We start from the raw sequence: 19,095 nt of genomic DNA on the forward strand, positions 1-19,095 counted from the left end.
GGGTCGAACCCGCCGGTGCGACGGCCGAGCGGCGGGTCGAACGCGCCCGTGCCGAGGACGGGACGGTGGTCTCGTCGCACGAGCTCGCGGCTGCCCTGTGCGACTGCGCCATGACGCGCGTCGTGATGGACGAGCGGGGAGTGCCGCTCGACGTGGGGCGGACCCGGCGGATGTTCACCCCGGCGCAGCGGCGGGCGGTCGTCGTGCGGGACCAGGTGTGCGCGTGGAACGGCTGCTCGGTCGCGCCCGCGTAATTCCAGGTGCACCACATCGCGTGGTGGCACCGGGACGGTGGACGCTCGGACCTCGCGAACGCCCTGTTGCTGTGCGACTTCCACCACCACGAGGTGCACCGGCTCGACCTCACGGTGGTGCGCGAGCCCGTCGGGCGGCAGGGGCGAGCCGAGTCGGCGGAACGACCGGGCACGCCGACGCGTGCCCGCTACACGTTCAGCGACCGGACCGGCCGACCCCGCAACTCCCCACCACGCCCACCACGCCCGCCGCGCCCACCGGGCCAGTTGGACCCACCAAGGCCGTCGGTGCCGCTCCGCGAGTGACGCCGGGGCGGTGGGGTGGTGGTGCCGGTCAGTCGAGGAGGCTCAGGAGGTAGGCGCCGTATCCGGACTTGCCGAGCGCGGCGGCGCGGGAGCGCAGGCCGTCGTCGTCGAGGAATCCTCGGCGCCAGGCGACCTCCTCGGGGGCGCCGATCTTGAGGCCCTGGCGGTGCTCGATCGCGCGGACGTAGTCGCTCGCGTCGAGCAGCGACTCGAACGTGCCGGTGTCGAGCCACGCGGTGCCGCGGGGCAGCACCGAGACCTGCAGAGCGCCGCGCTCGAGGTAGATGCGGTTCACGTCGGTGATCTCGTACTCGCCGCGCGCCGAGGGCTCGAGGTCGCGGGCGATCGCGACCACGTCGTTGTCGTAGAAGTAGAGGCCCGGGATCGCGTAGGGCGAGCGGGGGCGGGCCGGCTTCTCCTCGATCGACAGCGCGCGGCCCGCATCGTCGAACTCCACGACGCCGTACGCGGTGGGGTCGGCGACGCGGTAGGCGAACACCGCGGCGCCGTCCACGTCGGAGAACCGCAGCAGCTGGTCGCCCAGTCCGGTGCCGTAGAAGATGTTGTCGCCCAGCACGAGCGCGACCTTCTCGTCGCCCACGAAGTCCGCGCCGATCACGAACGCCTGCGCGAGCCCGTTCGGCTCCGCCTGCACCGCGTACGAGATCGAGATGCCGAACTGGCTGCCGTCGCCCAGCAGGCGGTGGAACTGGTCCGCGTCGTGGGGGGTCGTGATGACCAGGACGTCGCGGATGCCGGCGAGCATCAGCGTCGAGAGCGGGTAGTAGATCATCGGCTTGTCCCACACGGGGACGAGCTGCTTGCTGACGCCGAGCGTGATCGGGTGCAGCCGGGTTCCCGAGCCGCCCGCGAGGATGATGCCGCGCATCCCCTGAGTATGTCCGATTACCCGGCGCGGCACGTCCAGCGGGCGTCGGTGAGGGGGTCTGTGGCGCGGCCCATCATGTGACACGAAGTGTCCACGGGAGAAACATGCTTCTGCCACACTTCGCGCATGGCTTCGACCCCTCCCGCGGCTGACGTCCGCGTCCTTCCCCCCAAGAACGCCATCGACCGCTACTTCAAGATCTCCGAGCGTGGCTCCACGATCGGCACCGAGATCCGCGGCGGTCTCGTCACGTTCTTCACGATGGCCTACATCATCGTCCTCAACCCGTTGATCATCGGCACGGTCCAGGACAACGGCTTCGAGGGCAACTTCCTCGGCGGCGGCAACGAGCCGAACCTCACGGCGATCGCCGCGACCACCGCGCTCGTCGCCGGTGTGCTCTCGATCCTCATGGGTGTGGTCGCGAACTTCCCGCTGGCGCTCGCGGCCGGGCTCGGCCTGAACGCCGTCGTCGCGTTCTCGATCGCCGCGCTGCCGGGCATGACCTGGGCCGACGCGATGGGCATCGTCGTGCTCGAGGGCCTCATCATCCTGGCGCTGGTCCTCACCGGCTTCCGTGAGGCGGTGTTCCGCGCCGTCCCGCGTGAGCTCAAGACCGCGATCTCCGTCGGCATCGGCCTGTTCATCGCGTTCATCGGTCTGGTCGACTCGGGCTTCGTCCGCATCCCGGCGAGCCTCGCGACGCCGACCGAGCTGGGCATCGGTGGTTCGCTCTCGAGCTGGCCGCTCCTGGTCTTCGCGTTCGGCCTGCTGCTCGCGATCGTCCTCATGGTCCGCAAGGTCAAGGGTGCGATCCTCATCGCGATCCTCGGCTCGACGGTCCTGGCCGTGGTCCTCGAGGCCGTCGCGGACATCGGCAAGGGCGACGCGGAGAACCCCACGGGCTGGCGGCTCAACTCGCCGGCGATCCCGGAGGACGGTCTGGTCCAGACGCCGGACTTCTCGCTCCTCGGTCAGTTCTCGCTGTTCGGGTCGATCGAGAAGATCGGCCTGCTCGCCGTGGTCCTGCTGGTCTTCTCGCTGCTGCTCGCGGACTTCTTCGACACCATGGGCACGATGGTCGCGATCGGTGACGAGGCCGGGCTGCTCGACGAGGACGGCAACCCGCCGCGCACCAAGCAGATCCTCATCGTCGACTCGATCGCCGCGGCGGCCGGTGGTGCCGCGAGCGTCTCGTCGAACACGAGCTACGTCGAGTCGGCCGCGGGTGTCGGCGACGGCGCGCGCACGGGTCTCGCCGCGGTGACGACGGGTGTGGCGTTCCTGCTCGCGACGTTCCTGTCGCCGCTGGTCGACATGGTGCCGTTCGAGGCGGCCACGCCGGCGCTGGTCGTCGTCGGCTTCCTCATGGTCATGCAGGTGTCCGGCATCGACTGGAAGAACTACGAGATCGCGATCCCCGCGTTCCTCACGATCGTCGTCATGCCGTTCGCGTACTCGATCACGGCGGGGATGGGCGCGGGTGTCATCACGTTCGTCGTCATCAAGGCGGCGCTCGGCAAGTGGCGCCAGGTGCACCCGCTCATGTGGGGTGCCGCGGTGCTGTTCGTCCTGTACTTCGTGCTCGGTCCCATCAAGGACGCGCTCGGGATCTGACCTCGGGTCGCACGTCTCGGTGACGGGCCGGTTCTCCTGCGGGGGAGCCGGCCCGTCGGCGTCGACGGCGGGGGTGCGGCCGCGCGCGTCGGCGCGCGTCGAGCAGGACGACGGCGAGGGCGCCGACGAGCGCGCCGAGGGTGTTCATGACGACGTCCTGGACGGTCGGGACGCGTGAGGGCAGCCAGGTGCGCTGCGCGAGCTCGATCGCGCTCGACAGGACGAGCCCGACGACGGTGCTCAGCAGGACCACCCGCACGTGCGCGCGTCGGGGCGGACGCGGGGTGCGGGTCGTGGCGTCGCCGACGAGGAGCGTGAGCAGCACCCCGAGCGGCACGAACATCACGACGTTCGCGACCGCCTCGGCGACCTCGAACGACAGCGGGACCCCGTGCGCGACGAGCCACGCGCAGACGTCCCGGACCACCCCGAGCTCGTCGTCGAGGTCGTCCGCGGGTCGCAGGGTGACGACCGCGACGGCGGCCGCCCAGCACGCGAGGGCGCCGAGCAGCACCGCGCGGTGCGTGCGCGCGGCGCGGCCGGGACCGGGCGAGCCGGACGAGTCGGGTGGGACCACGGGTGTGAGGGTAGGCCGGACGCGGCCGGTACCCTCGTGAGACCGTCCTCGGAACAGGAGTGCAAGTCGTGCGCATCAGCGTGATCGGTTGTGGGTATCTGGGCGCGGTGCACGCCGCGGCCATGGCGTCTCTCGGCCACGAGGTCGTCGGGATCGACGTCGACGAGCGCAAGATCGACGCGCTGCGCGCGGGGCGTGCGCCGTTCTTCGAACCGGGGCTGCCCGAGCTGCTGCTCGAGGCCGGTGACGCGGGCGGGCTGACGTTCTCCACGGACATCGCCGCGGTCGCGGGTGCGCGCGTGCACTTCGTGTGCGTGGGCACCCCGCAGATGAAGGGCGAGTTCCGCGCGGACATGCGGTACGTCGACGCGTCGGTCACGTCGCTGCTGCCGCACCTGCAGCCGGGCGACGTGGTCGTCGGCAAGTCGACCGTGCCGGTGGGCACCGCGGAGCGGCTCGCGGAGCAGATCGCACCCACGGGCGCGACGCTCATCTGGAACCCGGAGTTCCTGCGCGAGGGCTTCGCGGTCGAGGACACGCTGCACCCGGACCGGTTCGTGTACGGCCTGCCGACCGACGAGGCGGGCGTCGTGACCGCCGCGGGCGAGGCGGCGAAGGCGCTGCTCGACGAGGTGTACGCGACGCCGCTGTCGGACGGCACGCCGCTCGTCGTGACGGACTACCCGACGGCGCAGCTCGTGAAGGTCGCGGCGAACTCGTTCCTCGCGACGAAGATCTCGTTCATCAACGCGATGGCCGAGCTGTGCGAGGCGACCGGCGGTGACGTCACGCAGCTCGCGGACGCGATCGGCTACGACGTGCGCATCGGTCGCAAGTTCCTCAACGCGGGCCTCGGCTTCGGCGGCGGGTGCCTGCCGAAGGACATCCGCGCGTTCATGGCGCGTGCGGGCGAGCTGGGCGTGGACCAGGCGCTGACGTTCCTGCGTGAGGTCGACTCGATCAACGGCCGGCGCCGCGAGCGCATGGTCGAGCTCGCGCGCGAGGTGTGCGAGGGCACGCTCGTCGGCAAGCGGGTCGCGGTGCTGGGCGCGACGTTCAAGCCGAACTCCGACGACATCCGGGACTCGCCGGCGCTCGCGGTGGCGGACATGCTCGACAAGGCGGGTGCGCACGTCGTCGTGACGGACCCGCAGGGCATCGAGAACGCGCGGGCCGCTCGCCCGGAGCTGCACTACGCCGAGAACGTGCTCGACGCGGTGCGGGACGCGGACGTGGTGCTGCTCGGCACGGAGTGGGCGCAGTACCGGGAGCTCGACCCCGACGCGCTCGCGGGCGTCGTCGCGGGGCGGCACATCCTGGACGGCCGCAACGTGCTCGACCCGGCGCGCTGGCGTGCCGCGGGCTGGACGTACCGGGCGCTCGGCCGCCCCTGACCCGGTCTGACGCGCCCTGGCCCGGCGCACGGCGCGGCGCACGCCGCACCGACCTCCGACGCCGCTCGTCCCCTCGGTGGGGCGGGCGGCGTCGTCGTCCCGGCCACGCCCCTGGAGCCCTGCGGCTTCGTCATGCCCCGGCGACTATTTCCCTAGGTCATTACTACAGGTAATGAGTTATGCTCACGACATGCCCTCCGACGCCCACGCCCTCGCCTCGGAGCTGCGCCGCACCGTGATCATGGCCGCCCGTCGGATCCGCGCCGAGCGCGGCTCCGCCGACCTGTCCGACCCGCAGTACTCCGTGCTCGTCCACCTCGAGAAGCGCGGCCCGCTCACGCCGGGCCAGCTCGCCGACCTCGAGCGCATCCAGCCCCCGTCCATGACCCGCACGGTCAACTGCCTCGCCGAGGCCGGCCTCGTCGCCAAGGACGCGCACCCCACGGACGGCCGCGTCGTCGTCGTGAGCCTGACCGACGCCGGCCGCACCGAGGTCACCGAGACCCGGCGCAAGCGGTCGGCGTGGCTCGAGGCGCAGCTGGAGGCCATGACGCCCGACGAGCGCCGCCGCCTCGACGAGGCGACCGAGCTGCTGCGGAGGATCGCCGAGGCATGAGCACGTTCGACTCCCTGAGGTTCTTCAACTACCGGCTGTGGTTCGCCGGCGCGCTCGTCGCGAACGTCGGCACGTGGATGCAGCGCGTCGCCCAGGACTGGCTGGTCCTCACCGACCTGTCCGACGAGTCCGGCGTCGCGGTCGGCATCACCACCGCGCTGCAGTTCGCGCCCACCCTGTTCCTCTCGGCGTGGGCCGGGCTGCTCGCAGACCGCGTCGACCGGCGCAAGCTCCTCGTCGCGACGCAGATCGGCCAGGGCGTCCTCGCCGCCGCGCTCGGCGTGCTCGTGCTGTCCGGCAACGCGCAGCTGTGGCACGTCTACGTGTTCGCCGGCCTGCTCGGCTGCGTGTCGGCGATCGACGGCCCGGTCCGCCAGACGTTCGTCGGGCAGCTCGTCCCCGCGGACAAGCTGTCCAACGCGGTGGGCCTCAACTCCGCGTCGTTCAACGCGGCCCGCCTCATCGGCCCCGGCCTCGCCGGCCTGCTCATCGCGTGGGTCGGCACCGGGTGGGTGTTCGTCATCAACGCGGTCTCGTTCGCCGCGACGATCCTCGCGCTCACCGGCATGCGGCTGGGCGAGCTGCACGCCATGCCCACCGCGCCGCGCGGCCGCAAGGGACAGATCCGTGCCGGTCTGCGCTACGTGCGGCGACGCACGGACATCGTCGTGATCATGGTCGTCGTCGGCGTGGTGTCGACCTTCGGCCTCAACTTCCAGCTGACGAGCGCGCTCATGGCGCGCACCGAGTTCGGCAAGGGCGCGGGGGAGTACGGGATCCTCGGCTCCGTCCTCGCGATCGGCTCGCTCACCGGCGCGCTGCTCGCCGCGCGGCGCGAGCGCCCGCGCGTACGCCTCGTGATCGGGTCCGCGTTCGCGTTCGGCATCACGACCGGCGTCATGGCGCTCATGCCGACGTACCTGTCCTTCGCGATCGCGTGCATCCCCGTGGGGCTCGCGTCGCTCACGATGATGACCGCGGCCAACGCGACCATCCAGATGAGCACGGAGCCCGCGATGCGTGGGCGCGTCATGGCGCTCTACATGATGGTGTTCCTCGGCGCGACGCCCATCGGGTCGCCGGTGGTGGGCTGGATCGGGGAGACGTTCGGCGCGCGGTGGTCGATCGGCATCGGCTCGATCACCGCGCTGCTGGTCTCCACGGGCGCCGCGCTCTGGGCCCGCAGGGCGTGGGACGTCGAGGTCCGCTACCACCTGCACCGCCCGCACCTGGAGGTCGTGCACCGCGACGGGTCGGGTGTGGCCGCACGCGTGCCCGACGAGCGGGCGCGCGTCGCGGGCGCCGAGCGCTCGGCCGCCCAGGACGCCTCCGACGAGGCCACCGCGGCCTGACCCCCGGCGCCCCCGCGGCACCTCGCGGCTCCTCGCGGTTCCTCGCGCGGATCGGCCCGTCGGGGTGGGGAGTGCGCCTCGGTGACGGGGGCAACTGGTTGCGCGGACGGGGTGCGAGGCGGGGTCCGAAACGGGCCGCAGGTATGGGAGCCCGTGGGAAATCACCCGATCTGCGGCTAGGAGCAGCGCCGTCCGGGCGCGAGGATGGTCCCGAAATGTACGAATCGTCCGAACTCTCCAGACGGTGGGTCGTCCTCATGCGCACGTTCCTGCGGAGCTTTCTCGCACTCCTGATCGCCGGGCTCGTCGTGGGCGCGCCGTCCATGGCCTCCGCGGTCACCGACCCGTCGCCGTCACCCGGCTACGGCTGCCTCGTCGACGAGGGTGCCGCGGTCGCCGACGGGGAGGGTGACTACTCGCCCCCGCTGCCGTGCGAGCTGCGCGTGGTGACCAAGAGCCCGATCTGCGACAACGACGTGCCGAAGCTCCGGTACGCGGTCGAGGCGATCGGCTCGCCCAACACGACCGTCACGATCACGTGGGTCAACCCGAGCGGCGCGGACGTCGTCCAGTCCGACCTGCCGCTGTCCGGCACGGTGCTGTGGCCGGGCGCGGTCGAGAAGAACGGCGTGGGCGTCGACTGGCCTGGCTGGCGTCAGCTCGCGGACGGCACCTGGGTCGAGGGTGACGAGTTCGACTGGGTGCGGCCGTCCGTGCAGGTGAAGTTCCAGGTCAACCCCGAGGCGACCGTGACCGTGGCGTACCCGCCGTCGAGCCCGCAGTGCCTGACGAACCCTCCGGGCAGCTCGGTGCTCGCCGCGGAGCCGCCGGTGCCGTCCGCGGTGCTGTCGGCGACCGGCTCCAACGCGCTGCCCGTGGCGCTCGTCGGCGGCGGCCTGGTGCTGGCCGGCGCGGCCGCGCTCGCCGCGACGATGCGTCACCGCCGCCGGGTGCAGCAGCCCTGACGCGGGGCGCGTCCCGCACGACGACGAAGGTCGCCGACCACGAGGGGGTCGGCGACCTTCGTCGTACCGGGGGGCTCAGACGAGCTGGTCGACCAGGTGGTCGATGCACGCGGTGAGCGCGAGCACGTCGTCCGGGTCCACCGCGGGGTAGGTGGCGATGCGCAGCTGGTTGCGGCCGAGCTTGCGGTAGGGCTCGACGTCGACGACCCCGTGCGCGCGCAGCGCCTTCGCGATCGTCGCCGCCTCGACCTCGAGTGCGAAGTCCACGGTCGCGACGACGGGGGAGCGCACCGCGGGGTCCTCGACGAACGGGGTCGCCCAGTCGCGGGCCTCGGCCCAGGCGTACACGTGCCCCGACGAGGTCGCGCTGCGGCTCGTCGTGAAGTCCAGCCCGCCGCCCGCGAGCATCCAGTCGACCTGCTCGGCGAGCAGCAGGAGCGTCGCGATGGCCGGGGTGTTGAGGGTCTGGTCGAGGCGCGAGTTGGTCACCGCGGCGGAGAGGGACAGGCTCTCGGGCACCCAGCGGTCACGCTCGAGCCGCTCGGCCCGCTCGACGGCCGCGGGCGACAGCGCGGCGAGCCACAGGCCGCCGTCGGACGCGAACGACTTCTGCGGTGCGAAGTAGTAGGCGTCGGTCTGCGCGACGTCCACGGGCACGCCCCCGGCGGCCGAGGTCGCGTCGACCACGACGAGCGCGCCCTGCTCGCGCGAGCGCTCGACGCGGCGCACCGGTGCGACGGCGCCCGTGGACGTCTCGTTCTGCGGCCAGGCGTACACGTCGACGTCCGCGTGCGCGGGCACGGCCACCGAGCCGGGCGCGGCGCGCGTCACCACGGGCTCGTCGAGGAACGGTGCGCGCGTCGTCGCGGCCGCGAACTTGGCGCCGAACTCGCCGAACACGCCGTGCGCCGCGCGCCGCTCGACGAGGCAGGACGTCGCGACGTCCCAGAACAGGGTCGAGCCACCGTTGCCGAGGACGACCTCGTACCCGTCCGGCAGCGACAGCAGCTCGGCGAGGCCCGCGCGCACTCGCCCGACGAGCCGGCGCACGGGTGCCTGCCGGTGGGACGTGCCGAGGAGCGAGGAGCCCGAGGCCGCGAGCGCCTCGACCTGCGCGGCGCGGATCTTCGACGGCCCGGACCCGAACCGCCCGTCGCGCGGCAGCAGGTCCGTGGGGATGGTCAGGGCGGTGGGCGCGCCGCTCGCGGCGGTGTTCTCGGGCACCCCGCGAGGATAGAACCGTCGGACCGTCCGTGGGACCAACTACCCTGTCACTGCGGCCGAGGACGCAGCGGCCGTTGCGACCTGGGAGGCAACGCGGTGAGCGACCTGATCGACACGACGGAGATGTACCTCAAGACTGTCTACGAGCTCACCGAGGAAGGCATCACCCCCCTGCGCGCCCGGATCGCGGAGCGCCTCGGCCACTCGGGTCCGACCGTCTCGCAGACGGTCGCGCGCATGGAGCGCGACGGTCTCGTCGTCGTGACCGGGGACCGGCACCTCGAGCTCACCGAGCTCGGCTACGCCAAGGCCGTGCGCGTCATGCGCAAGCACCGCCTCGCGGAGCGGCTGCTCACCGACGTCGTCGGGCTCGAGTGGCCGTACGTCCACGAGGAGGCGTGCCGCTGGGAGCACGTGATGAGCGAGCGCGTCGAGAAGCGCCTCGCGGCACTGCTGGACCACCCGCACTACGACCCGTACGGCAACCCGATCCCGGGCCTGCCGGAGATCGGGGAGGAGCAGACGCCGGTCGCGTTCCTCGACGGCGTCCAGTCGCTCACGCAGCCGACCGCGGGGGCGGACGGGAACGCGGTCGTGGCACGGATCGCCGAGCCGCTGCAGGTCGACGTGGAGCTGCTGACGCGGCTCGCCTCCGCGGGCGTGGTCCCGGGTGCGCGGATCACGGTCGAGAAGGCCGCGGGTGTGGTCACCGTGGGCGTGCCGGGGGCGGACGTCGTCCTCGACCTGCCCGACGAGGTCGCGCGGCACATCTTCGTCGGACGGGCCTGAGGGCTCTCCGCCGCGACACCCGTGGGGCGGCCGTCACGGCGCGTCGTGACCTGCGCGTGATGTGGTCATGCGTCCGAAATGGTCGGATCGTGAGACGTCCGCCCAACGGGTGACCTGCGTCACGTCCCGTGACCCACGCTCCCACGGCCCCTGGCCTGGACGTTCGTCCCCACCTGGTGAGCGCCTCCTGGGCGCTCGTCCAAACTCCCGCAGATTCGTCGTGATCGGAACGTGACAATCTCCGGGAGCCTCATGTACGTTCGACCTGCTTCACGGAACCCCTCCTCTGCGAAGCCCTCGAGCGGAACGCCTAGCCCTGCCGCCGCGAGAGGTCCGCACGAACCGCCGGCAGGGGCGGGGGACCCACATTCGGGCGCTACGGCGTCCTTGGGGTGAAGCCCCGTCGCAGACTCCGGTCCGCGGCGAGGCCGGGTGATCTCCCACCCGAACCCGACAGCTGACCTCGCAGGCGCTAGGAGACCACGCATGACGAATGCACGTCACCGGGCCGCACGCCGGCCCTCGACGCCGCTGACCGAGCTGGCCGCGGTCGCATCAGAGCAGATGGGTACCGTCGGTCGCCGTTCGGCCGTCGTCGCCGCCTCCGGCGGCCTCGTCGTCTCGATGCTCGGTGCGACCCCCGCTCTGGCCGCGACGTCGGACGACGCCTCCGTGGGCGCGCTCGCCGCGGTCGACACCGAGGCGCTCACCGCCTCCGCCCGCGCGCTGCTCGAGACCGAGGCCGTCGTCAGCGCCCCGGCCGACGCCGCGTGGACGATCGACGCCCCCGCGCTCAAGGTGTCGATCCCCAAGCCCAAGGCCCCGCCGGTCGTCGAGACCCGCACGGTCACGAAGTCGCCCTCGCGCTCGTCGCAGCGCGTCGCGAACAACCCGGTGCCGCAGAGCGTCTCGGGCAACGCGGTCCTCGAGATCGCCGCGCGCTACGTCGGCGTCCCGTACGTCTCGGGTGGCTCGACCCCCAGCGGCTTCGACTGCTCGGGCTTCATCTCGTACGTGTACCGCCAGCTCGGCGTCTCGCTGCCCCGGACCTCGAGCGGCATGCGCTACGCGGGCACCGTGGTCTCGCGCGCCGACGCCAAGCCGGGCGACATCATCTGGAGCCCCGGCCACGTCGCGATCTACGCGGGCGGCAACCAGCAGATCGACGCGCCCCGCCCGGGCAAGACGATCCAGTTCCGCTCCATCTGGCAGAGCTCGCCGGTCTTCATCCGCATCGGCTGAGCAGCCCCGCACGTCACGAAGCCCCGGCGACACCTGGTGTCGCCGGGGCTTCGTCGTGTCCCCGCACCGGGAGGTGTGGTTACTCTGATCGCGCACCGAAGCTCCTCGGACGGGCCAGCCAGGTCCGTCCCACCACGCAGGGAGGGCGCCGTGCCGCCGACAGTCGCCACATCAGGAGACGGACCAGGGGGCGCGCAGGCGCGCGTCCGGCGACGGGGGCGCCCGTGAGCGGCACGCTCGTCCTCAACGCCTCCTACGAGCCGCTGTGCGTGGTCCCCGTGCGGCGCGCGGTGCTCCTGCTCCTCCTGGAGAAGGCTGTCGTCGAGCGGCCGGGCGCGACCGTCCTGCACTCCGAGCGGCTCAGCGTCGTCGCCCCGTCGGTCGTGCGCCTGCAACGCTACGTGCGGGTCCCGCACCGGTCGCACGTGCCGATCACGCGCCGTGCGGTCCTCGCACGCGACCACGAACGGTGGCCCTACTGCGCCGGGCGTGCCGACACGGTCGACCACGTCGTGCCACGCAGCCGGTCCGGGCCGCACGCGTGGGAGAACGTCGTCGCGGCGTGCGCACGGTGCAACCACCGCAAGGCCGACCGCCTGCTGTCCGAGCTGGGCTGGGAGCTGCCGTTCACGCCGCGCGCACCCCGCGGGCCGCTCGCCGGCCACACGGTGCACGTGCGGCAGCCCGACTGGGAGCCGTACCTGCTCGGCTGGGCGGACGCCTCGGTCGCCTGACGGCGGCGGGGACGGCACGTCACGCGGTCGGCGGGGGAGCGCCTCGCTCTTGAGGAACGCTTGGTGTTGACTTGAGGGAGGGCACCCGGGCAGCACCAGCGAAGGAGCAGGGCACATGACGCGCGACGACGTGATCCTCGTGGGGGTCGACGGGTCGACGGCCAGCCTCTACGCGCTCGACTGGGCGGTCGAGGAGGCCGCGCGCCGCGGCTGGCGGCTGCACCTCGTGTGCGCGTACGCGCTGCCCTCGTTCGCGGCAGCCTCGCTCGACGGCGGGTACGCCGCGCTCGACGACACCGCGATCCAGGAGGGTGCCGCGGCCGTGCTCGCGGAGGCGTCCGCGCGCGTCGCCGACCGCGGGGTCCCGGTCACCGCCAAGGTCCACACGGGCGACGCCGCGGGCGTGCTGGTCGAGCTGTCGCGCGAGGCGCGCCTCGCGGTCGTCGGGACGCGCGGGCGCGGCGGGTTCGCCGACCGCCTGCTCGGCACCGTGTCCTCCGCGCTGCCCGCGCACGGGTACTGCCCCGTCGTCGTCGTGCCGCTGCGCGACGCGCAGGGCCACCAGCTCCCCGAGGACTCCGAGGTGCCGCCCGTCCCGCCCGTGCGACGCATCGTCGTCGGCGTCGACGGCTCCCCGCAGGCCGAGCGCGCGCTGCGCTACGCGATCGACGAGGCCGGCGCGTGGGGCGCGCAGCTCACCGCGGTGTCGGGCGTGCCCGTCGGGTCCATGACCGGGCTGCTCGCGTGGCTGCCCTCGACCGTCGACCACGAGCAGGTGCTCGGGGACATGACCGAGGGGCTCAACGTGGTCGTCGACCGCGCGGTCGCCGGGACCGGCGTCGAGGTACGCCGGTTCGCGCTCGACGGCACGGGCGCCGAGCTGCTCACCGAGTTCTCCACCGCGTGCGACCTCCTGGTGCTCGGGTCCCGCGGCCGCGGCGGGTTCCGCGGGCTGCTCCTGGGCTCGACGAGCCAGGCGGTGCTGCACCACGCGTCGTGCCCCGTGATGGTCGTGGGCAGCCGCGCCGAGGACCTGGACGACGAGTCCGCCACGCCCGACCCCATCGACCCCGTCGAGCCGACGACCGACCCCGCGGACGCCTGACCCGCGCGGACGTGCGCGACCCCGCGCCACCGCTGACCCCGCACCGCCGCCGGCCCCGCGGCGCGTGGGCGTCACAAGGGCGTGACGTCCGGGCGGCGCACGAGCGCGGAGAGCACGACCGTCGAGCGCGTGCGTGACACGAACGGCTCCGCCGCCAGCCGCTCCACCACCTGCTCGAGGTGTCGCATGTCCCGCGCCCGGACCTGCACGACGAGGTCCACGTCACCCGTCACCGTGCTCGCCGCCACGACCTCCGGGTACTGCTCGACCGCCGCACGCATGGTCGCCGGGCTCGTCGAGCCCTGGCAGTAGATCTCGACGAACGCCTCGGTCTGCCACCCCAGAGCCGCGGGGTCGAGCCGGACGGTGAACCCGCGGATCACGCCGTCGTCCCGCATGCGGTCCACGCGGCGCTTCACCGCGGGTGCGGAGAGCGAGACCTGGGCGCCGATCTGGGCGTACGTCGCGCGCGCGTCGGCCGCGAGGACGCGCAGGATCGCCGCGTCGAGGGGGTCGGTCATGCGCCCATGATCCCGCGAACGCGGCGCGGGTGGTCCGCCGACGAGCGAGCGGCTGGTCGGGGAGCTCCGCGCACGGCTTCAGTCGGGAGGCGGGCGTGCCGATGCCATTGCAGGATGTTCGGCACGAATGCGACGGGAGGGGCGGCGTGAACCAGCCCACGTCAGCGAACGACGCGTCCGACGGCGCGACGGCTGCCCGGCCGGCGGCAGCACCGCCCGCCGTGCTGCCCCGCCAGCGCGCTGTGCCGTCGTCCCACCCCGTTCCTACGCCGCGCTCCGCGCGGACGAGTGCGCCCGCGCCGACGCTGCCCACCCAGCGTCCAGCGGGGACGCCGGGCTCGACGACCCCTGCCCGCCAGGTGCCGACCGGTCTCGTCACGCCGCGCCCGGCGCCGGCGGTCGAGGGCCAGGGCGCGCCGCAGGCCACCCCGCAGGGCGACCCCCAGGGCACCCCGCAGGGCGACCTCCAGGGCACCCTGCGGGGCGACCTCCAGACCGCCCCGCAGGCCACTCCGCAGGCCACTCGGCGGGTGGTGCCTGCGGCCGGTGTCCCGCGCGGCGGCGTGGAGGTCGCGGACGTGCTGCACCGGCCGGTGACCGCGCCGCCCGCGCACCGGCGCGCGCTGCGCGTCGTCGCCGGAGCGGCCGTCGTCGCGCTCGTCGCGACCGCGACGGGTGGCTGGGTCGCGCAGGACCGCGCGCACCGCCAGGACGTCGCGCGAGCCGAGGCCCGTGCGCGCGTGGACGCCGTCACGGCGGCGGTCGACGCGTCGTCGTCGTCGGGCGCCCGCGTGGAGGTCGCGACGTGGACGGACGCGCGGTCGTCGGAGACCGGCGCGCTGACCGCTGCGCTGAAGACCGCGACCGCGGCGCTCGCGGCGACGACGCACGCCCCGGCGGACGCACGCGCCGCGCTGCAGCGCGCCATCGACACGGCCCGCACCACGGCCGCCGACGGCGCCGCGAGCCTGCACGCGCTGCGCACCGCGCGGGCCGGGCTCGTCGCACCGCAGAAGGCCGCGCAGGACGGCGAGAAGGCATGGCAGACGGCCGAGGCCGAGCGCAAGGCCGCCGAGGCAGCCCAGCGCGCACGCCAGCGCGTGGCCGCGCCCCCGCGCACGACGACCACCGGGCCCGGGACCGGCTCGGCGCCCGTGCGGCGCGGGATCCCCGCGGGCGGGCTCGTGTGCTCGGGCACGGGCGGGTCCGGGGCGCGTGAGGCCAGCGCGTCGACGCTCGGCGCCGCGATCAACTCCTACCGGGCGTCGCTGGGGCTGCCGAAGCTCGGTGTCGCGCGGTCCGGCTCGCTCACGTCGCACGCGCTCGACATGGGCACGCGCGGCGGGATCTGGCACTCGGGCGGCGACAACATCGTCGGCTGCGTGGGGACGAGCACCGCGTCGTACCTGGTCCAGGCGTGGGCGCACTCGCTGAGCCACGACAAGCAGATGCGCCGCACGGACGTGTCGACGATGTACGTGGGCGCGGCGACGCAGAGCGGCTGGCTGTTCGGCGCGGTCCTGTTCCGCTGACAGCCCTGACCCCCGCCGACCCCGCGGTTCCTCCGGCTCCGACGCTCCATTCCCGGAGCAACAGCGGGGTCGTCGGCATGCGGCCGGGCAGCGCGGCCGGGCAGCGCGGGCGGGCAGCGTGGTCGGGCGGGGTCGGGCGGGCAGCGTGGTCGGGCGGGGTCGGGCGGGGGTGGTCAGGACAGGGTGCGCAGGGCCGTGGTGGTGCGGGTGAGGGCCTCGGCGAGGTCCGCAGGGGAGATGGTCAGCGGCGGGGCCAGGCGCAGCGTCCGGCCGTGCGTGTCCTTGGCCAGCACGCCCTCGCGCAGCATCGCCTCGCACGCGGTCCGGCCGGTGCCGTGCGGGACGTCGAGCCCCGCCCACAGGCCCAGCCGCCGGTAGCCGGTGACGAGCCCTTCGTCGGCCATGGCGTCGAGCGCGGCGCCGAGCTCGCGCCCGCGCGCGGCCGCCGCGGCCTGGACGTCGCCCGGGGCCAGGAGGTCCACCACGGCGAGCGCGACCGCGCACGCGAGCGGGTTCCCGCCGAACGTCGAGCCGTGCGTGCCGGGGGTGAGCACGCCGAGCACGTCACAGCGTCCGACGACGGCGGAGACGGGCAGGATCCCGCCGCCGAGCGCCTTGCCGAGCGTCACGAGGTCGGGCCGCACGCCCCAGGTCTCGCAGGCGAGCGTGCGACCGGTGCGGCCGAGCCCGGACTGGATCTCGTCGGCGACGAGCAGCACGCCCGCCTCGTCGCACGCGGCGCGCACGGCGGGCAGGTAGTCGTCGGGCGGGACGACGACGCCGTGCTCGCCCTGCACGGGTTCGAGCAGGACGGCGACGACGGTCTCGTCGAGCGCGGCCCGCAGCGCGGCGGCGTCGCCGAACGGCACCGTCCGGAAGCCGGGGGTGAAGGGTCCGAAGCCGGTGCGCGCGTCCGCGTCGTCGGAGAACGACACGATCGTCGTCGTGCGGCCGTGGAAGTTCCCGGCGGCGACGACGATCGTCGCGCGGTCGGGTGCGACGCCGCGTGCCTCGTACCCCCACTTGCGCGCGGCCTTGATCGCGGTCTCGACGGCCTCGGCGCCGGTGTTCATGGGCAGGACGAGCGGGTCGCCGCCCGACGGACCCGAGGCGAGCAGCGGTCCGACGAGCCCGGCGAGCGCGTCGGCGAACCGCGGCAGCAGGTCGTGGTCGAACGCGCGGCTCGTGAGGGTGAGCCGGTCGAGCTGTGCGTGGGCGGCGGCGACGAGCGCGGGGTGCCGGTGCCCGAAGTTGAGCGCCGAGTAGCCGGCGAGCAGGTCGAGGTACCGGCGGCCCTCGTCGTCGGTGACCCACGCGCCGTCGCCCGCGACGAGCGTGACGGGCAGGGGCGCGTAGTTGCGCGCGAGCCGGCTGACGGTGGTGGTCGTGGCGGTCATCGCGCGCTCCTTCGCGTCAGGTCCGCGAGCGGGTCAGGCGCGGATCTCGAGGGTGCAGCACTTGGCCCCGCCGCCGCCCTTGAGCAGCTCGCTCGTGTCGACGGGGATGGGCGTGTAGCCGCGCTCGCGCAGTGCGGCGGCGAGGTCGCGTGCGCCGGGGGCGACGACGACGTGCTCGCCGTCGGAGACGGCGTTGAGGCCGAGCGCGGCCGCGTCGGCGGCGGTCGCGTGGATCGCGTCGGGGAACAGCTGGTCGAGGACCGCACGGCTGCCCGCGGAGAACGCGGGCGGGTAGTACGCGATCTGCGGCGAGGCGGGGTCCGACGAGATCACCGCGAGCGCGGTGTCCAGGTGGTAGTAGTGCGGGTCGACGAGCTCGAGGCTGACGACCGGGCGGCCGAACAGCTCCTGCGCCTCGGCGTGCGCGGCGCGTTCGGTGCGGAACCCGGTGCCGGCGAGGATCAGGTCGCCGACGACGAGGATGTCGCCCTCACCCTCGTTGACCTGCGCGGCGGTGTGCGTGACGTAGCCGCGGTCGGCGAACCACTTCTGGTACGCGGGGCCCTCGGGCTGACGCTCGGGGTAGCGGAACCGCGCGGAGTAGACGACGCCGCCGACGACCGTCGCGCCGTTCGCCGCGTAGACCATGTCCGGCAGGCCGGGCAGGGGGTCGATGAGCTCGACGGTGTGCCCGAGGTCCAGGTAGGTGTCCCGCAGCGTGCGCCACTGCCGCAGGGCGAGCTCCACGTCGGTGTACCGGGTCTTGTCCATCCACGGGTTGATCTCGTAGGAGACCGTGTAGTGCACGGGCTCGCACATGAGGTAGTGGCGGTCGGTACGGCCGGGTGCTCGTCGGGCGGAGGCGGTCATGGTGCTCCCTGGCTCGGGGACGGCGGGTCTCGCGGCGCATGAGGCCGTGGTCGGTTCGAGCGTAGAGGCGTGGCGCCGCGCAACCGATGAACGGCGCTTGCGCACCCGGGCGCGATCTGTTGCGTACGACGAGCGTCGGCGAACGATCTGTTGCGCCGCCCCCGGCTCAGGCGGCCCGGCCCGCGTCGCGCAGCTCGCGCCGCACCGCGCGCAGCGCCAGGGCGGCCATGCCCGCGAGCACGGGGCGCAGGACCACGCGCGTGAGCGTCGGCGGCAGGCCGGCCAGGTGCACGTCCTCGAGCCACAGCACCCGCGCCACGTCCCCGTCGGCACGCACCGCGATGAGCGCACGCCCCAGGAGCAGCGGACCCCGCTTCTCGAACACCGCGACGCCCGCGCGGCCGTCCACGGGCGGGTCCAGGCGCGTGATCGTCATGCGGTCCAGCAGCACGCGCGCGGTACGGGCCTCGACGCGTCCCCCGACCGCGGGCGGGCCGTCGGTCGTCACGGTCGTCCACGGGATCCATCGCGCGTGGTTGCGCGCGTCGACGAGCAGCGCCCACGCCTCGTCGGCCGGGACGGGAAGGCTCAGGGACGCGCGGGCGGCGGACGTGGTGACCCTCCTCGTCGGTTCCTCGTCGGTTCGGGAACGTGCTCCCGCGACGTTAACCTCGTCCCATGCAGACGCGCGCGCTGGGGCGGACGGGACGACAGGTCGGGGTCGTGGGGCTGGGCTGCTGGCAGCTCGGTGCGGACTGGGGCGAGGTCGGTGAGGACACCGCGCTCGAGGTGCTCTCCGCGGCCGTCGACTCCGGGGTGACGTTCCTCGACACGGCCGACGTGTACGGCGACGGGCGCTCGGAGCGCCTCGTCGGGAAGCTCGTCGCGTCGCGCGGCGGCGCCGCGTCCGGCCTGACGGTCGCGACGAAGATGGGCCGCCGGGCGGACCCGCACGTGGCCGACGCGTACACGCTCGACGCGTTCCGCGCGTGGAACGACCGCTCCCGCGAGAACCTGGGCGTCGACACGCTCGACCTGGTCCAGCTGCACTGCCCGCCCACCGAGGTGTACTCGCGCGAGTCCACGTGGGACGCGCTCGACACGCTCGTCGACGAGGGCCGCGTCGCCGCGTACGGCGTCTCGGTCGAGACGGTCGACGAGGCGCTCACCGCGATCGCGCGCCCGCACGTCGCCACGGTGCAGATCATCCTCAACGCGTTCCGCCGCAAGCCCCTCGAGCAGGTGCTGCCCGCCGCCGTCGAGGCGGGCGTCGGGATCATCGCGCGTGTGCCGCTCGCGTCCGGCCTCCTCTCGGGCAAGTACGACGCGACGACGACGTTCGCGGAGAACGACCACCGCAGCTTCAACCGCCACGGCGAGGCGTTCGACGTCGGTGAGACGTTCTCGGGCGTGCCGTACGAGGTCGGTGTGGAGGCGGCCCGCGAGGTCGCGGCGCTCACGCCCGCCGGTGCGACGACCGCGCAGCTCGCGCTGCGCTGGATCATCGACCAGCCCGGCGTGTCCGTGGTGATCCCCGGTGCGCGCAACCCGCAGCAGGCGCGCGGCAACGCCGGTGCGGCGGACCTCGCGCCGCTCACCCCCGAGCTGCAGGAGCGGTTCGCGGCGATCTACGACGAGCGCATCCGCGCGCACGTGCACGACCGCTGGTGACCCTGCCCGCTGCCCGCTGAGCAGTCGAGGGTCAGCCGCG

The 19,095-nt window shown here is 73.8% G+C and carries 19 protein-coding genes and 1 riboswitch; of the genes, 12 read left to right on the top strand and 7 right to left on the bottom strand.

What is annotated here, in order from left to right:
* Positions 1-254, top strand: a 254-nt coding sequence (locus CUD01_RS17165) for a DUF222 domain-containing protein (RefSeq protein ID WP_244937794.1), incomplete at its 5' end; no start/stop codon positions are given.
* Positions 255-588: 334 nt separating this feature from the next.
* Here the strand turns inward: CUD01_RS17165 and rfbA are convergent.
* A complete protein-coding gene (gene rfbA / locus CUD01_RS14645; protein WP_141322178.1) occupies positions 589-1,449 on the bottom strand; it encodes a glucose-1-phosphate thymidylyltransferase RfbA in 861 nt (286 codons plus the stop codon).
* Positions 1,450-1,575: 126 nt separating this feature from the next.
* On the opposite strand from rfbA, the gene CUD01_RS14650 reads away from it, so the two are divergent.
* Positions 1,576-3,066 (top strand): NCS2 family permease, encoded by a 1,491-nt coding sequence (locus CUD01_RS14650; protein ID WP_141322180.1) that lies wholly within the window; start codon positions 1,576-1,578, stop codon positions 3,064-3,066.
* On the opposite strand, the gene CUD01_RS14655 is transcribed toward CUD01_RS14650, so the two are convergent.
* Entirely contained in the window at positions 3,044-3,643 is a 600-nt protein-coding gene (locus CUD01_RS14655; protein ID WP_141322182.1) for a VanZ family protein, read from the bottom strand. The two genes, CUD01_RS14650 and CUD01_RS14655, sit on opposite strands and share 23 nt — an antisense overlap.
* A 68-nt stretch (positions 3,644-3,711) precedes the next feature.
* On the opposite strand from CUD01_RS14655, the gene CUD01_RS14660 reads away from it, so the two are divergent.
* The 4 genes from CUD01_RS14660 to CUD01_RS14675 all read left to right on the top strand — a co-directional run bounded on the left by CUD01_RS14660 (position 3,712) and on the right by CUD01_RS14675 (position 7,970).
* Positions 3,712-5,037 (top strand): UDP-glucose dehydrogenase family protein, encoded by a 1,326-nt coding sequence (locus tag CUD01_RS14660; RefSeq protein ID WP_141322184.1) that lies wholly within the window; start codon positions 3,712-3,714, stop codon positions 5,035-5,037.
* 190 nt (positions 5,038-5,227) lie between these two features.
* The gene (locus CUD01_RS14665; RefSeq protein ID WP_094182462.1) at positions 5,228-5,653 is read left to right on the top strand and encodes a MarR family winged helix-turn-helix transcriptional regulator; all 426 of its coding nucleotides are present in this window, start codon (positions 5,228-5,230) and stop codon (positions 5,651-5,653) included.
* Positions 5,650-7,005 (top strand): MFS transporter, encoded by a 1,356-nt coding sequence (locus CUD01_RS14670; RefSeq protein ID WP_141322185.1) that lies wholly within the window; start codon positions 5,650-5,652, stop codon positions 7,003-7,005. Before CUD01_RS14665 ends, CUD01_RS14670 begins: the two co-directional genes overlap by 4 nt.
* Before the next feature lie 257 nt (positions 7,006-7,262).
* Positions 7,263-7,970 (top strand): peptidase, encoded by a 708-nt coding sequence (locus tag CUD01_RS14675; RefSeq protein ID WP_141322187.1) that lies wholly within the window; start codon positions 7,263-7,265, stop codon positions 7,968-7,970.
* Positions 7,971-8,045: 75 nt separating this feature from the next.
* Here CUD01_RS14675 and serC read toward each other — a convergent pair whose 3' ends face one another.
* The gene (gene serC, locus CUD01_RS14680) at positions 8,046-9,194 is read right to left on the bottom strand and encodes a phosphoserine transaminase (RefSeq protein ID WP_244937795.1); all 1,149 of its coding nucleotides are present in this window, start codon (positions 9,192-9,194) and stop codon (positions 8,046-8,048) included.
* Between the two features lie 96 nt (positions 9,195-9,290).
* Between serC and CUD01_RS14685 the strand changes: the two genes are divergently transcribed.
* The 4 genes from CUD01_RS14685 (at position 9,291) to CUD01_RS14700 (ending at position 13,064) form a co-directional block, all read left to right on the top strand.
* On the top strand, positions 9,291-9,983 hold the full coding sequence (locus CUD01_RS14685) for an iron-dependent transcriptional repressor DtxR (protein ID WP_141322189.1): 693 nt from the start codon (positions 9,291-9,293) through the stop codon (positions 9,981-9,983).
* A gap of 338 nt (positions 9,984-10,321) precedes the next feature.
* Positions 10,322-10,452, top strand: a riboswitch (cyclic di-AMP (ydaO/yuaA leader).
* A 17-nt stretch (positions 10,453-10,469) separates the two neighbouring features.
* Positions 10,470-11,225, top strand: a complete 756-nt coding sequence (locus CUD01_RS14690) for a C40 family peptidase (protein ID WP_141322190.1) — start codon at positions 10,470-10,472, stop codon at positions 11,223-11,225.
* A gap of 224 nt (positions 11,226-11,449) precedes the next feature.
* Positions 11,450-11,959: an HNH endonuclease gene (locus CUD01_RS14695; protein ID WP_141322191.1), complete on the top strand. Its 510-nt coding sequence runs from the start codon at positions 11,450-11,452 to the stop codon at positions 11,957-11,959.
* 115 nt (positions 11,960-12,074) lie between these two features.
* Positions 12,075-13,064: a universal stress protein gene (locus CUD01_RS14700; RefSeq protein ID WP_141322193.1), complete on the top strand. Its 990-nt coding sequence runs from the start codon at positions 12,075-12,077 to the stop codon at positions 13,062-13,064.
* A gap of 71 nt (positions 13,065-13,135) precedes the next feature.
* On the opposite strand, the gene CUD01_RS14705 is transcribed toward CUD01_RS14700, so the two are convergent.
* Complete coding sequence (locus tag CUD01_RS14705) at positions 13,136-13,585, bottom strand: Lrp/AsnC family transcriptional regulator (protein WP_094181892.1); 450 nt, start codon at positions 13,583-13,585, stop codon at positions 13,136-13,138.
* Positions 13,586-13,944: 359 nt separating this feature from the next.
* On the opposite strand from CUD01_RS14705, the gene CUD01_RS14710 reads away from it, so the two are divergent.
* On the top strand, positions 13,945-15,117 hold the full coding sequence (locus CUD01_RS14710) for a CAP domain-containing protein (RefSeq protein WP_141322196.1): 1,173 nt from the start codon (positions 13,945-13,947) through the stop codon (positions 15,115-15,117).
* A 173-nt stretch (positions 15,118-15,290) separates the two neighbouring features.
* On the opposite strand, the gene rocD is transcribed toward CUD01_RS14710, so the two are convergent.
* The 3 genes from rocD to CUD01_RS14725 form a co-directional block, all read right to left on the bottom strand.
* Positions 15,291-16,514 carry an ornithine--oxo-acid transaminase gene (rocD, locus tag CUD01_RS14715; protein WP_141322197.1) on the bottom strand — a complete coding sequence of 408 codons (1,224 nt, stop codon included), beginning with the start codon at positions 16,512-16,514 and terminating at the stop codon, positions 15,291-15,293.
* A 33-nt stretch (positions 16,515-16,547) separates the two neighbouring features.
* Positions 16,548-17,384, bottom strand: a complete 837-nt coding sequence (gene ddaH, locus CUD01_RS14720) for a dimethylargininase (protein ID WP_141322199.1) — start codon at positions 17,382-17,384, stop codon at positions 16,548-16,550.
* Between the two features lie 166 nt (positions 17,385-17,550).
* On the bottom strand, positions 17,551-17,892 hold the full coding sequence (locus CUD01_RS14725) for a hypothetical protein (RefSeq protein ID WP_371860800.1): 342 nt from the start codon (positions 17,890-17,892) through the stop codon (positions 17,551-17,553).
* Between the two features lie 170 nt (positions 17,893-18,062).
* Between CUD01_RS14725 and CUD01_RS14730 the strand changes: the two genes are divergently transcribed.
* Positions 18,063-19,055 (top strand): aldo/keto reductase, encoded by a 993-nt coding sequence (locus tag CUD01_RS14730; protein ID WP_141322202.1) that lies wholly within the window; start codon positions 18,063-18,065, stop codon positions 19,053-19,055.
* Positions 19,056-19,095 lie beyond the last annotated feature (40 nt).

The sequence above is a fragment of the Cellulomonas uda genome (assembly GCF_006538705.1).
GTDB classification, from domain to species: Bacteria; Actinomycetota; Actinomycetes; order Actinomycetales; family Cellulomonadaceae; genus Cellulomonas; species Cellulomonas uda.